Origin of the sequence: Fodinibius saliphilus (genome assembly GCF_005869845.1) — a bacterium.
Taxonomy (GTDB): domain Bacteria; phylum Bacteroidota; class Rhodothermia; order Balneolales; family Balneolaceae; genus Fodinibius; species Fodinibius saliphilus.
The window spans coordinates 197260-211453 of sequence record NZ_VAWF01000004.1; the positions used below are offsets into that span (position 1 = coordinate 197260).

The 14194-nt window shown below is 35.4% G+C and carries 11 protein-coding genes; 5 read left to right on the forward strand and 6 right to left on the reverse strand.

The annotated features are described in order from the left end of the window. Positions 1 to 13: 13 nt before the first annotated feature. The 4 genes from mcrC to FCN14_RS13760 all read right to left on the reverse strand — a co-directional run bounded on the left by mcrC (position 14) and on the right by FCN14_RS13760 (position 7626). Complete coding sequence (gene mcrC, locus FCN14_RS13745) at positions 14 to 1042, reverse strand: 5-methylcytosine-specific restriction endonuclease system specificity protein McrC (RefSeq protein WP_138431867.1); 1029 nt, start codon at positions 1040 to 1042, stop codon at positions 14 to 16. A 4-nt stretch (positions 1043 to 1046) separates the two neighbouring features. After that, a complete protein-coding gene (locus FCN14_RS15815; protein ID WP_171032941.1) occupies positions 1047 to 3656 on the reverse strand; it encodes an AAA family ATPase in 2610 nt (869 codons plus the stop codon). Position 3657: 1 nt separating this feature from the next. After that, on the reverse strand, positions 3658 to 6267 hold the full coding sequence (locus FCN14_RS13755; RefSeq protein ID WP_138431868.1) for an NACHT domain-containing protein: 2610 nt from the start codon (positions 6265 to 6267) through the stop codon (positions 3658 to 3660). An 816-nt stretch (positions 6268 to 7083) separates the two neighbouring features. Beyond that, complete coding sequence (locus tag FCN14_RS13760; RefSeq protein WP_138431869.1) at positions 7084 to 7626, reverse strand: hypothetical protein; 543 nt, start codon at positions 7624 to 7626, stop codon at positions 7084 to 7086. Positions 7627 to 8176: 550 nt separating this feature from the next. Here FCN14_RS13760 and FCN14_RS13765 point away from each other — a divergent pair. Then, positions 8177 to 8527, forward strand: a complete 351-nt coding sequence (locus FCN14_RS13765) for a nucleotide pyrophosphohydrolase (RefSeq protein WP_138431870.1) — start codon at positions 8177 to 8179, stop codon at positions 8525 to 8527. Between the two features lie 5 nt (positions 8528 to 8532). On the opposite strand, the gene FCN14_RS13770 is transcribed toward FCN14_RS13765, so the two are convergent. Further along, positions 8533 to 9531, reverse strand: a complete 999-nt coding sequence (locus FCN14_RS13770; protein ID WP_212747652.1) for an HIT domain-containing protein — start codon at positions 9529 to 9531, stop codon at positions 8533 to 8535. Positions 9532 to 9605: 74 nt separating this feature from the next. On the opposite strand from FCN14_RS13770, the gene FCN14_RS13775 reads away from it, so the two are divergent. From FCN14_RS13775 to FCN14_RS13790, 4 genes are read left to right on the forward strand one after another with little or no spacing between them, the layout of a single operon-like run. Beyond that, positions 9606 to 11204, forward strand: a complete 1599-nt coding sequence (locus FCN14_RS13775; RefSeq protein WP_138431871.1) for an McrB family protein — start codon at positions 9606 to 9608, stop codon at positions 11202 to 11204. A gap of 11 nt (positions 11205 to 11215) precedes the next feature. Next, on the forward strand, positions 11216 to 12457 hold the full coding sequence (locus FCN14_RS13780; protein ID WP_171032943.1) for an McrC family protein: 1242 nt from the start codon (positions 11216 to 11218) through the stop codon (positions 12455 to 12457). Positions 12458 to 12496: 39 nt separating this feature from the next. Further along, a complete protein-coding gene (locus tag FCN14_RS13785; protein ID WP_138431873.1) occupies positions 12497 to 13114 on the forward strand; it encodes a hypothetical protein in 618 nt (205 codons plus the stop codon). A 14-nt stretch (positions 13115 to 13128) separates the two neighbouring features. Next, positions 13129 to 13404 carry a hypothetical protein gene (locus FCN14_RS13790; protein WP_138431874.1) on the forward strand — a complete coding sequence of 92 codons (276 nt, stop codon included), beginning with the start codon at positions 13129 to 13131 and terminating at the stop codon, positions 13402 to 13404. 56 nt (positions 13405 to 13460) lie between these two features. On the opposite strand, the gene FCN14_RS13795 is transcribed toward FCN14_RS13790, so the two are convergent. Further along, complete coding sequence (locus FCN14_RS13795; protein ID WP_138431875.1) at positions 13461 to 14162, reverse strand: hypothetical protein; 702 nt, start codon at positions 14160 to 14162, stop codon at positions 13461 to 13463. Positions 14163 to 14194: the final 32 nt, after the last annotated feature.

The following is a 14194-nucleotide window of genomic DNA, read 5'->3' on the forward strand; positions in this document are numbered from 1 at the left end:
TATTTTTATTTGATTAAACAATACTACTCAACCTCTCCTTGATCCCCTCCCAATGCTGATTGAGATTTATAGTCCGTATCTCAATTGGATGGTTTTTATATCGGTACTCTAAATCATACTCTTCTGAAATCGTCGGATATAACAAAATACCCTTAGTCCTAAAATTACGCTTCGTACCATCCTCTTGATGCATGAGATAGCTATACAATTGATAGAGGTTTCCTGACTTCACTTTATCGGTATCATAGCTGCTTTGCATCGTCTCTTGATAATACTTTGTATCAATAATTATCTTTTCATCCGATTTCCGAAGGGTAATGTCGGTTTCCATCCTGGGGAGGAACTCCAGGTTGGCATCATCATGGGTATCAAAGCTCCAATAGATATACTCTCCACTGACATCCCATTCAGAGTGTTCAACTTTATAAAAATTCAGGACAAACTTTTCGAATAGCGTAGCCATCTTCTTTTCGTTCCGGGTCACATCCGAGAAGGTCCAAGTACCTTCCTTTTCGTTGGGAAGCTGGTTTTCATAGATAAGCTGACAGACATTCAGTAAGAACTCATAGAATCGATTATTTCTATGGATCTTTATCTGATCAAATACAATTGGGCTTAGATCTAAAATTTGAATCCGAGGGAATCGTCGTAGCACCTTTCGGATACTATCTTTGATACTTTCATCCAAATCTGCTGCATACAACAGTTTAAATAAGGTTGTATAGAGAATCTGGTTATGGAGTATATCAGCAGAATATTCATCATAACTACAAACGGCGCGCAGTCGTTGAAAGGAGTTTTGCTTAACGGATTTGCTGACTTCCAACTTCCCTTTTACGCCTACATTTTCCTCCGTAACCGCTACATAATCATGTTCCAGCCCACGCTTTAAAAGAATACGGGAGCCATTAATTAACACCCGGGATAGGAGTTCGAGTAAATCCTGTTGACCGTCGGTAGATACATTGACCCGATCCTTTTCCTCAAGCTTATCCCACGCATAGCATAGTAGGAAATATATATTTTCAACGGGTATCTGCATGTAATCAGCGGTTTAGTATTTCATGCATCTTTTTTACTTGGTCGGAATTATCAAACCAGATCTCTTCAAGCAGAGGTTTGATCTCATACTCAACCGTTTCCTGGTACCACTCATCCTCACTTTGATTGTTATTAAACGTGCAAAAGTAACTATGGCCGATCCGAAATCCTTCATTCAGATCTTGTTTAATAACTTTATTTACTTTTTTTACAGATGACTGAATATGGCCGCGCAATGATTTGGAAACACCTTGGTTATCAAGAAAGGCCAAGAATTTGTCCTCAAATTTTGGCTCTAAGCTTATAAAAGCGAAACGGCGGCGTAGGGCATAGTCAATAATAGATAACGAGCGGTCCGCGGTATTCATGGTCCCTATGAGGTGAAGATTAGGTGGAACAAAGAAGGTATCCTCCTCATCTTCGGCATAAGTGAGCTTGGTGGCAAAACTGCTGTTTCTTTTATCCGCTTCAATAAGCATCAGCAGTTCGCCAAAGATCTTGCTCAAATTTCCACGGTTAATCTCATCAATGATAATGAAGAAGTCTCGGTCCTTGTGGGTATGAGCCTTTTGACAAAATTCATAAAAGATTCCATTACGTAAATTTGTGCCGTTTTCGGTTATGCGTAACCCCTGGATAAAGTCTTCATAACTATAGGACTGGTGAAATTGTACGACTTCAATCTGGGAGTCATTTTCATATCCCATGATCTGATATGCCAGTTTTCGAGCGATAAAAGTTTTGCCCACTCCGGGAGGACCTTGCAAAATAATGTTCTTCTTGCGTTGTAGGATCGAGATAATCTCATCGAACTTACTTCTGGACAAGAAGGGTTTATCCGGATCTTCGTCGAAATCATATGGCTTTCGGCTGCTACTTTCCAACTTCCGCTCTTCGGAAATATTCTTTTGATCGATGGTCGCACGGATAATGTCATACTCCTCCTCGGTCAGAGAGAATAGACTCCCCTGGTTATTGATAAATACCTCACAGTCTTTGAGGCTGGGATCACTCTTTAACTCGTTCCAGCTTACCGGGACTTCGAGTTTTTCAATAACCTCAAACTCAATGACTTCCCCTTCATCTTCGGATTGATGCAGCTCTTCGGTGATTTGCATGATAGCCCGAATCTGTTTGGACGGACTGCTCTCATATCCGATTATCAGATCACCAGGCTGAACCGATTCAAAATACTTGTAAATTCTTCGCTTATTTCCCTTTTCATTACGGGAAGTGTAGGTTTGCTGGTCTCCTACCTTCTGATCGCTTAGGCTCCATATTGATGGGTTAGCATTTAGCCACCAATAGTTAGTCTCTGTTTGCTCATCAATATCAGAATCAATGTTCTGGACCTTATTATAAACAGTACTATAATCCAAGTCATACTCATCAAAAACTTCTGACAACTCAGGATATAGGCGTACATATTCACTAAAAATAAACTGCCAGGTTTTGGTTGGACTAAAAGTATCTGGTCGGAACAGATTGGTATAGTTCTGATAGGTTTCGGACTTATACTCATACACTTTAGTTGTAAGCCAGTTTACTTTCCTCTGGTGTGGATATTTATCACTATCATGATATTCATATTCGCCAGTAATGATTCCAATCCCCAAAACTTTATTTACGCCCTGATTGGCAAATATAATATCACCAATATTCGCCGTCTTAAATAACCAGGCATTCCATGTTTTATTCGTTTTGTCATCCTCATCTAATCCTGCAATTTTATTCAATTCCTGCCTACTACCTACATCGGTAATATCACCCAGCTCAAGATCCTTATAACCAATCCCAATCATTTTTTCATCACGGAAACGATCCCAATCAACAGCCTGAGATCCTGGACTATACTTATAGTAACTTCTCGGAGCACTATTGAGTTGAATTATGTCGTCTTTAAGCTCCTTTAAAGTGGTTTTTATTTCAGAGTAGGATGATACGTCCCTTAATTTTTCCTTTGGTTGATTCTCATCAAGGGTTTCCTCTAACGTACCACCAGCCATATAACCAGCTTTGGGCTCGCTACCAAACCTAACAAAGAATTGATAGGCCTCTTTGTGTGACTCTTTTTGAATAGGATATAATGCTAACCAACATATACTGCTACCAAAGTTTTGCGCACCGTTAAAATCAACAGTATGAATCTGATAATCAGTTAATTCCAGGTCCTTGATTAACTGGTTACTAATCTGTTTTAAATACTGACGTACCGTTTCTTTCACCGTATCACGATAGAAAAAAGTATAGAAAAGAGGCCAATATCTTGACCAAGCTAAAAAGGCATTTGTCTGCTTTGATGATGCCTCCATTTTGTCCAACTGTTCATCCGGAACATGTTCAAGTTCCTCTCTTTTTTTGTCTCCAATATTCCCTTTGATCCCTTCCACTATCTCTGGGGTAATATGTTCTCCATTCAATAACCTACCGGCAACCTCAGCACGCAACATATTAACAGGCTGATACCTTCGGGTAGGATCACCATATTCATTATAAACACTCTTTAGCTTGTCTTTTCCCAGTATTCTCATCGCCTCAAATAAACCCTGGTCATCTTTTTCATAGGTTCTATATTCCTTGGCCAGCTTGATTAGATATTCAAATTGTTTTTCCATTTTAAACAACCCTATGTTCATTTTTCCTATTTAACTTTTCATACTCATCTTGAATTAGAGAATATACTGCATTTCTAATAGGCTCTATTCTACTAAAAGATTCTAATCCCCAATAAGTACCAACTCCATAATATCCTTGGTATTCAGCTTTCAGTTTCTCTTTGTCCTCCCCTGCTACAATTTTGACATCTACAGTTTCATTCAATTCCTTGACATCAAAATAGACAAGCTGTTCTCCAAACCTTTTATCTTCTCCGTTTTGAATTAGGAAAATTTGGACAGGGAAAGATGTGCGAAAATGGGATGCTGCTGTTGGGAAATTAACTTCAAGAACTTTTTTATAGCTTTGATAAAACTCTTTAAAAAAGGACACCGATCTCTCTATCAAAAACTTCCTATGTTCTGTAGTTAACTCCTCCTTAATAAGGCGATATCTTTTAATGACTTCGATTAAGTCCGCATTAGGAGAAACTATTTTATCATTACCAGCTAATTTTTTCCTTTGTATATGCTTTCTTAATCTCGATTCGAAGTCTTCTAAATCTATATTCCTCTTTGGTAAACCTCCATGGCTCAAGGTCGATTCAGGAACTTTAATAGTACTATGAAACCTATCACTTTTAAGTTTATCCAAACCTTCAAGAAGCTCACCAATTGTAAGGACATATTGCTTTGAGGTATTAGAAATTCTACTTCGCCTACCTTTCAACATCTTACTCAAAGAAACAGCTTCAATGTATAGGGCTTCTTGTTCCATTATTTCTGTTTCAATAAGACCGCCATCTCGTACAAAATCTGATAACTGACTTTCTACATCCATAAATGCAAACTCAACGGGATAGGACTGTACCGCTGATGTACCGATATAGGAATGTAAATAACTTATATTGTATTTTTTTCGATAGTAGTTAACAGTCTCCCCAGGATCATCAGCATCGATCAACCTCATTATCTCTTTTTGACCAGTAACTACCACTTTGTCTTTATTTTTTGGAGTAATAGGACGGTACCCATATAGCTGCCCTGCCTCACTTTCATTTTGCTCAACCAATAAACCGATATTCTTATAACCTCTGGGAGCAAACTTTAACACAAGATTTGGGAAGTGACGATTTATAATCTTTTCATACCATACTAATACACCATTATATGCTTCGTCAAACTCATTTTTATCATAGGTAAAGTTTTCATAGACTTTTTCAACCTCTCCCACAGTATAAGTTTGTCGATTCTCCCGACACCATTTGGTTAAAAAGAAATCAGATGAGACCAACTCCTCCCAAATTTTTTTCCAAAAGACTCTTTTAGTTAAATCCTCTTCAAGTTTATAAAAACCACTAACAAATAGAGCAATTTCACTGCCAAAATTTTTAGATAGAAAAGGACTAATTGATTTTTCTTCATGATGAATTTCAAGAGCAGCAAAAAACTCCTGCCATTGGTCATGTTCAAAACTAATACTTTCATCAACTTGGATTAGTAACCCCTCTTCTTTCAAGTCCTCCAATATTGAGTCAACAGAGTATTCACTATAACCTAACCTATTTTGAATTTTATGAACGCTCTTCGTTAGTACTTCTCGAAATTTATTATATGGAACAGAATAGGCGGATTCTTCAAGTTCGATAAAGAGCTCATAAGCAACAGCCCCTAAAACTTTCTCTTTTAGTTCTAAGGGTAATGTTTTATTAGGCTTTCTATTCTCCTCATCGTGCCTACTCTTTAAGAACCGTTTAAATAAAAAAGATTTATTGTCATCAAACCTTTCTTCTTGATCAAAAACTTTCGCAAGAAGTTTTATCAATTGTGGCGTATCATATAACTGCAACAATTCTTTCTTATATCCATATTGCAGATGCATCCAGACTCGCTTAAATCTTTCTTCACCAGCATGCACTTTTAAAATCTTCTCTGCTAATTCCCTATTGTTACCTAAATCTTGAATGTCATATAAATTAAACTGGAAAGGACAAGCTGAATAATGATCTCTGCTTATTAGAACAAACTTGTTCTTTTTGTACTCCAGCAGATTATCAATTTTTGATTGATCCCGTTTAGCTTCATTTGACAATAAATTGTGTGCATCATCGATTATGATTAAAAAGCGTTCTTTTTTTAATTGATCCTTAAGCCAATCTATATCAAAATGAGTGGGATTTTTAATCAGATCTCTTTCGACAAGTGAATTGAATATCTCGCTAAATAGGTCATTGCTGGCATATTTAATATAAACTGGTATCCATTTTGGTCTTATAAAGCGATGATCTGAACACAGCTCAATCAAGAATTTTTTAACTAAGCTTGTCTTCCCGGATCCAGGCTTCCCTTGAATGTGTACTTCATCTTCCGCATTAAGTATTTCAGTTAATGATAATTCATTAAAAGAACTTGAAGCTGAATTAGCTATTAATTTGAGATCTGGGAAACTGTCAAAGACTTCTTCGTTTTTGAAGCGGTTTACTAGCTCTCTACAATATCTACTATAGGACTTGTTATAAAACCTTAGCCAACTTTTTCGAATGGAGGGTATAAATAATGCAAATATAGGAGATGCTAATAGACCTAATAGGCCATATTCTAAAATAAAATTCCAAATCGCTTTCAATCCCAACTAATTTTTATTCATTTCTTAACTACTTATGCTATCTTCGATAAACCGAAATTCCTTTCCATTTAAATTATATGACTTATTAAATAACTGATCTAATTCTTTTTAGTAAGCTGAGAATAACAAATGTTAAGTTTTGTCTTTTCTTTACATTGAACCATTTCTAAAAGGAAATGCACGATAAAAGCATTTAAATGCCGTTTAGTATCATAAAGTTTTATGATACTAAGTTTATATTCCATTCATTCAGGACCGTAGTTTGTACCGTTTACGTGGCTAATTTCCTTGTTTTTGACCTAATTTCGTAAAGATTTATGAATCATAAATCTCATTGATCTAAGATTATGAACGACAAAGGGTTAATTACCCATTAAAAACAGCAAATATCAGGGTTTTAGGTCAACTTAAATATTCATAGGATACTATGATCTAATTTTATAAGTATACGTGAGATTGCTGTTAAGGCACTTTTTTAAAATCAATTCCGTAAATCTATTCATAAAAGATTATTAAACTGCCTAAAGGTAGTACTTTAAGCCATCCAGGCTATTTAAATAGTCAAAAAATCTTTTCTTATAACTACCTCAGAAATACTTTTTGTACTGACAGAAGGGCATAAATAAAGCTTAATTTCACTCACTTACGTCTACTTTTTATTACATAACGTATTTAAACCGTTTAAATAGCGATCTTCGTGTCGTATTAGATGCATTATGTAAAGTCATCCTAAAACAATCTTAACCCTCCAATAACCAGGTAAATATTTATTGCTGAAAAAGCATACTTATCAAAGTGATTATTCTTTTGTCATATCGGTAGTTAAGCCTTTAATAGGATGAAATGCATGAGATAAATAAATACTGATACGACAGAAATAAATAGAGTTGATCCCTGAATAATAATTAAACCAGATGGAAGAGAGTTAGAAATAGAATCTATTATTTCCTCCGCACCTTTTTTGTCTTCAATCTCGTTATCAGAAATTTCTTCAATTTCAAAACCATTAATATCCTCAAGTTCCTCTTTGATACTATTCAATACCAATCCTTCAATGACTGGTTTTAGTTTTTTCACTATATCATCTTTCATAGAATATAATTTTATCCAGAAACCAGATCCTAACGAGATTATTAGAGCTAATAATGCAACTATAGCATTAAAATTTAGCGGCTGAATCTCAGCCAATTTTAGTTGCACTAATAAAGCCGTAAAAAAACCTAATAAAGCTAATCCTATACTCGTAAACCACTTCGACTCATCAACTAATCTTTCAAAAGCCGCCTTAATTATATTAGCTGCAATCTCTCTTTTTTGGGTTTTGAATACTTCATCCACCGTTTCAATAATTTCTTCTTTACTCATATTATTTAAATGATTTTATGTGTGTATAAATGATTAGATTTATTGTGTTATTAAAGTAAAAGAACTTTAGAAACCTATTTGTTGAAGAGAATATTTAAGTAGAATAATGAGAGGTACTTAACTTCATTTTTGCACCTATTTCAATAAATTCTGGCATTTTTCCTGGCATGAATAATTTTTAAGGGGGCCCCTAAGCCAATATGTAGACCCTACCCCCCTTAAATAAACTCACCCCAAAAATAATATTGGATTCTTAGAGCGTCATAAATCCTTATCTCAATAAGCAATTTACTTAAAAAGAAAATCTCATTATTTAATAATTTTTGATCTAAATCCCTTTATTGCATTACATTATATGTATTATTTACTGGGTTTAATATTCTGTCTTGGCTTTATTATTGGTATGGTTAAAGGCAAAAAAGAGTTAGCAAGGGGTTTGAAAGCTTTTATAACTAATTCTCAAACAATTAATAAAGGACGTAGTTAACTATATTGACGACAACAACTAAATATTGGAAAATCGAAATCCTACTAAATCAGTAATTTTAAAATGAGGCTTGAAAACTTAATTGAAAAAGTTAATGACTTTGCCGAAAAAAGGGACTGGGATCAATTCCATAGCCCCAAAAACCTTTCCATGGCTTTAAGTGCTGAGTCAGGAGAATTGCTTGACATATTCCAATGGCTGAAAGAAGAGGAATCTCTTAAAGACAATCTCGATGATAATCTTAGGGAAGAAGCAAAGGATGAGCTAGCAGATATTTTTATTTATTTGATCAGGTTGAGCCAAAAGCTGGATATTGATTTAATCCAAGCTGCTAACAGTAAGCTGGATGACAACAAAAAAAAGTACCCCATTGAGTTATCAAAAGGTAATGCCACGAAATATAATCGTAGATAAACCTATTACTCATTTGTTATATAATCACCTTTCCCCGGTATTACTTTTCTAATTCCACCAGTTGGGTCTTCAGTATCTCCATCTCTTCTTGGAATTACATGGATATGACAGTGTTCAACGGTCTGCCCAGCTGCTTTCCCTTCATTATTCCCAATATTGAATCCTGTTATAGTTGAATCCTCATTTTCTAAATCTCTTGTTATCTCTTTCAAAAGCTGGCTATAAGCATTCATTTCAGGTTGGGTTAAATCAATAAATGATTCTGTATGTCGCTTTGGGATCAAGAGAGTATGCTCTTTGGTAACAGGATATTCATCTTTTATCGCAACGAATAGCTTATTGCTTGCTACTATCCCAGCATCTGTTATAGAACAAAAAATGCAGTTCTCCTTTCGATGATCGTAAATATTTTTTATTGGTCTGAAATCAGTATCATCTCGATCCCTCTTCATAGCATTACAAGAATAACATAATGCCTGCAAGTTGGTGATGTCATCACTACCTCCGTGATTCCTTGGTAAAATATGGTCTACTTCCAATGCTTTTTCATCTGCTGGCGCGCCGCATAATTCACATCTAAAACTAGCTCGCTTTAAAACCTTGTACTTAATAGTACCACTTATATCACCTGATGATTTCTTTCGATGATCATATATACTATCGCCACGAGCTTCCAAAAAAGCAGATAATTTTTCTTCACATAGGTCTATCAAAATCGAAATTTCCTCATCATCCAGTTCACTATATCCATTCAATTTATAAACATTTTCGGAGGTATTACGAGAAACTACGTCATGCTTTCGCAATACACGCCCTACCATGTTGTTTGTAATATTTTTGTAATAATTAATCTGGGACTTGTCGTAGCTAAGTAGATGCTTCGCAATTTCCCGCTCCCTGCAATGCCCTCCTTCCTCAAGCAGCTTTATAATCATTGCTGGTTGATAGATATGAGACATTCTCATTTTATCATCAATAAATGATTTAAGATCAGAATAAGTCATTGATAAATAAATTTTTAAAACTTCGCTTTATTTAATAACTAATAAACGAATTTCATAAAAATAGATCATCATAAATGTCTGACATCTACATATTTACAGCATCTAATCCTACTGCAAGAGAGCATCTGGATACTTCGGTCAAGTCACCTATAGAAGAAGAACTGTTAGAACAATATTTAGACCAAGAGCAGCTTGATGAACTTTCTCAAAAAAGCGATCAATTTTATGCTTGGGGAGCACAACCAGGTACGAGAAATATTCCAAACTGGAAGTCAATAGAGGATGGTGATTTAGTACTTGTTTATATTAAAGGGCATATCCACTTCGTATCAAGAATTTTTTACAAAGTACATAATCCAGCCCTTGCCGAAAAAATTTGGGGGCGTGAAAATGGGGAGACATGGGAGTACATGTACTTCTTTTATAAACCTATAGAACTTCCAGGCCCAGTCAAATGCCTCGATTACGATAGATACTTTTATGAATTTCAGGGTTTCACTCGACTTTCTGATGAACGAAAAAACTACATCATCGAGGATTATGGATCCTATGAAACCTTTGCTAAAGAAGTTTTCAATATCAATCTAAGTAAAATTGGTGAGCAGGCTACCCAAGGAGAATTATATATGAAAGGTGAAAAATATACTAATAAGATGAGCGAACCAGTCCCCGCTTCAAATATCCCTTTAAACCTTATTCTTTACGGTCCTCCAGGTACAGGCAAAACCTTCAGTACCATAAACTATGCAGTTTCAATAATTGAGGACAAACCTGTTGACCTTGCAATTAATGAGGATGAGAGTAAACGTCAAGAGCTAAGAGTCCATTTTGACAATTATGCCAAAAAAGGACAAATAGATTTCGTCACTTTTCATCAGTCATTCGCTTATGAAGATTTTATTGAAGGCATTCGACCGATTTTATCTGATGGAGGCCAAAGCAATCGAGGTAGTGACATCAAATATGAAGTAAAAGATGGAATATTTAAACGATTAGTAGAGAAAGCAATTTCCAACCCCTCCGATAATTATGTACTGATAATTGATGAAATAAACAGAGGGAATATCGCCAATATCTTAGGCGAATTAATTACACTGATTGAACCAGATAAACGAAAAGGAAAAGCTGAGGAACTAACAACAATTCTTCCATATTCTGGCGATTCTTTTACCGTGCCTGACAACCTCTACATTATAGGTACTATGAATACCGCAGACCGCAGTATTGAAGCTCTAGATACAGCCTTAAGAAGACGATTCAATTTTAATGAGGTTCAACCCAACCCAACACTTCTAGACGGTCTAAAAATCGACAATATTCCGTTGGAGGACTTACTCCGTACTATTAACAACCGAATAACCCGTCTTCTTGATCACGAACATCAAATTGGTCACAGTTACTTTTTATCCTTAGAAAAAAGTGCCAGCAAAGAGGACTTGAAACAAATATTTGAAGACCGATTAATCCCCTTGCTGAAAGAATACTTTTATTCTGACCTTGGAAAGATTGGCTTGATACTTGGAAATTCCTTTATCCGAGCAAAAAGTAATGGTCAGACAAATATCTTTGCCGATTTTAATCATTACCAAGATTTAGCTCAAGATTACGGGGATCGAGAAATATTTGAAATCACCGATTCAAATAATTGGGACTTCAGCCAAATTCTAAAATAGGTATATCTACGGTGAAAACAATTCGTGTTTATGAACGCAGTAAAATTTATGCCGGACAAAGGGGCAAACTAACCAAAGATCAGTATAATGCTCTTCTGAAATTCAATTCCTCTAAAGGCAGCAAATATTTCACCCCCATTTATAATGGCATTAAATTTAACCAGTACGTAGGTGTAATAAGTGTTGGGAATTTAACTATTGAGATATTGCCCAAACTTGATAGCATTGAAGATGAGAAATCGGAGCTTTGGCATTCTTTTTTGATAGACTTGTTTAGAGAATGCAGAATCCTAACCCCCTCAGCTCCTACTTTCGCCAGCCTGAAACTCAAAAATAACTCAATTCTTGAACTTTATTTTAAGCTATTCCTAAGTGAGATCGAATACCTTATTCGCACAGGTCTTTTCAAGAAGTATATAAACAAGGCAGAGAACCTAAATGCCCTTAAAGGGAAAATGGACTTTAATCAACACATTAATAAAAACCTTCTTCATAAGGAGTGCTTTTACGTTAACTATAAAGCCTACTCTTACAATCATGTTGTTAATCAAATTTTGTCGAAAGCCATCTCGATTGTTTCCAGTTTAAGTGATAGCCCTGATATTCAAGATCGTGTTAAGTCCATCAACTTGAGTTTCCCAGAAGTAGACGATTTACAAGTTGATGAGTCTATCTTTCAAAAACTAGAATTCAATAGAAAAAGTGAAAAATATCGCGAAGCTTTAGAGATTGCCAAATTGTTGATACTTAACTACAGTCCTGATGTCCAGGTAGGTGGCAACAACGTTTTGGCACTACTATTCGATATGGAAGAGCTCTTTGAAGAGTATACCTTTCGCCGACTGAAGAGACATTCCTTGAATAATGAAAATATCACTATAAAGCGCCAAGTATCTACAAAGTTTTGGGAAACACGTACTATACGGCCCGATATTGTCTTACAGATAGATGGCATTAGATATGTCATTGACACCAAATGGAAATCTCTACAACAAGCCTATCCAGATGTCAATGACCTACGGCAAATGTATGTTTATAATCAATACTTCGATGGTGATATTAGTATTCTATTATATCCTCAGGCTGGCTCAACGAGTAATTTAGAGGGTGAATTTCATATCCCTCAAAAATTATCTGGTTTAATACCAGAAAAGGATAAATGTTTAATATACTTTTTACCAATTATAAATGACGGTATAAACAGGCAAGCATGTCAAGAGATGTTGCTTGATTTACAAAAAAGAACCAATTAGATTCCGATTTACTAATAAACTCCATCTACAGAAAACGCTATGCGAGCTTTTAAAATCATTGGGATAGGTATATTCTTTTTTTGCCATTCACTTTCCTTTGCCCAGTATAGCTTTGATGTTAAAACTGACTTGGATGAGAAACAGGATCTTCAGGTATTAAAACAAGCAGTTAAAAAATCTATTGAAGAAGCCAACTGGGCCTCAAATCAAGAAATGGGGGAAGACTTTTCACTTTGGCTTACATCCATAAATCGGAAACATGAAGGAGATTCTTTGACAGTATCCATTATTGTTCACCTTCGGACCAAGGCCATGTTCACAAAAGGAGATTTCATTGCTGGCAGAAAAATAACTTGGCAATACAATTGGGAAAAGGCAATGCAATTTGCTGCTGATTCACTATCAGAATCATTACTAACTCTAGAAAATAGCCCAAATAGTGATCAAGTAGTTGATAAAATGACATCAATGTTTAGCTCAATATCAATGGTCACCGGAACTCCCTTGCCTACTCAAATGTCTGGAGCTTTCATTTCTGATATGACTAATATTGTTCGAATGGTTTTTAAACGTGACCCTTCGCCTGTTGAGGTCTTAGAGAATATATATTTAAGCCACTTAGTTTTAAAGGCAACCAAAAACATGATTAAACAATAATTCCCCTCTGAGAAATGAATAAATTAAAAGAAGCCAAAAAAATTATCACTTTTTTGGTCATAGCATTAATTCTGGCTGTCACAAATCCCTCCAAAGAATCCCATAAGCAAGGGATCAAAGAGAAGTATAACTCTCAAAACCCAATAACTGGCGCATTAGGTGGCGGATATCTTACATCAGAGAATACTGAATACCGTAGTTATGGCGTTTTCTCTCTTTGTAAAATTAATTCGGGTGGAGCCAGCTTTGGCATTCTGGGTATGGTATTTGTTTCTGACCTAGATATTTAACTTTCTCAATTAAATATTATCGGCGCGCCGCATAAATTTTATGCTCCTAATAGTAATTAAAAGGGGGAGTCTGTATTCAAGTTAGGATTTGTCTCAGGCAAGTCCCCTAACTTTTGATCATAATCTTTATCTGACCTTTGACCAAAAACTTCATCTTGATAAGGTAACTTCAAAATAGTTGAGGGAAAGCATAAATCGGTAATATGGTCACCATTAAGTTTGACTAACTTTTCCAAGAATTTAGCAGAATAGTTCATCAGACTCATAAACCCCCCATATATCACTTTTGATAAAGCCTTTTCTGCTTCATTTTTTTCGTTACCAACCTCCCAAACCTTAAAATTCACAAACTCATAAACTTCATCAGTACTGATTCTACCAGGATTATTTTCAAGATATTTAACAAGAATTCTCCGAAGGATTACATTTTCAATATAGTTGAATTGTGGCTTTTCAATATTATCTGTAATCATTTCCACTTGAAACGGCAGATAATCTATTAGCAACCAATTACCATTTCTAAGCTTTTTTATCTTTTCCTCCTCTGAATTTATCCTCTGATAAAAGGTTTCTAAGTCAAATTCATCTACTTTAGCTAATATGGCCATCTTTACTGTATCTGGCTCCAATACTCCAATCCTGTCGCACTCAGTCCATAAATAGATGTAAGTAAACTGATATTCCATTGGGAGTGACTGAAACCAGCAATATTCCCAAAGTTCAGTATCTAAGAAAACCTTATTTCTTGGTTCTTCCATAATAGTTCTAATTGTTAGTTTGAAATTATTTC

Bases quoted from the DNA above. Each gene is read 5' to 3' on its own strand.
- mcrC (WP_138431867.1), bottom strand. From the start codon at position 1,042: ATGCAGATACCCGTTGAAAATATATATTTCCTACTATGCTATGCGTGG.
- FCN14_RS15815 (WP_171032941.1), bottom strand. From the start codon at position 3,656: ATGGAAAAACAATTTGAATATCTAATCAAGCTGGCCAAGGAATATAGA.
- FCN14_RS13760 (WP_138431869.1), bottom strand. From the start codon at position 7,626: ATGAGTAAAGAAGAAATTATTGAAACGGTGGATGAAGTATTCAAAACC.
- FCN14_RS13765 (WP_138431870.1), top strand. From the start codon at position 8,177: ATGAGGCTTGAAAACTTAATTGAAAAAGTTAATGACTTTGCCGAAAAA.
- FCN14_RS13770 (WP_212747652.1), bottom strand. From the start codon at position 9,531: ATGACTTATTCTGATCTTAAATCATTTATTGATGATAAAATGAGAATG.
- FCN14_RS13775 (WP_138431871.1), top strand. From the start codon at position 9,606: ATGTCTGACATCTACATATTTACAGCATCTAATCCTACTGCAAGAGAG.
- FCN14_RS13785 (WP_138431873.1), top strand. From the start codon at position 12,497: ATGCGAGCTTTTAAAATCATTGGGATAGGTATATTCTTTTTTTGCCAT.
- FCN14_RS13790 (WP_138431874.1), top strand. From the start codon at position 13,129: ATGAATAAATTAAAAGAAGCCAAAAAAATTATCACTTTTTTGGTCATA.
- FCN14_RS13795 (WP_138431875.1), bottom strand. From the start codon at position 14,162: ATGGAAGAACCAAGAAATAAGGTTTTCTTAGATACTGAACTTTGGGAA.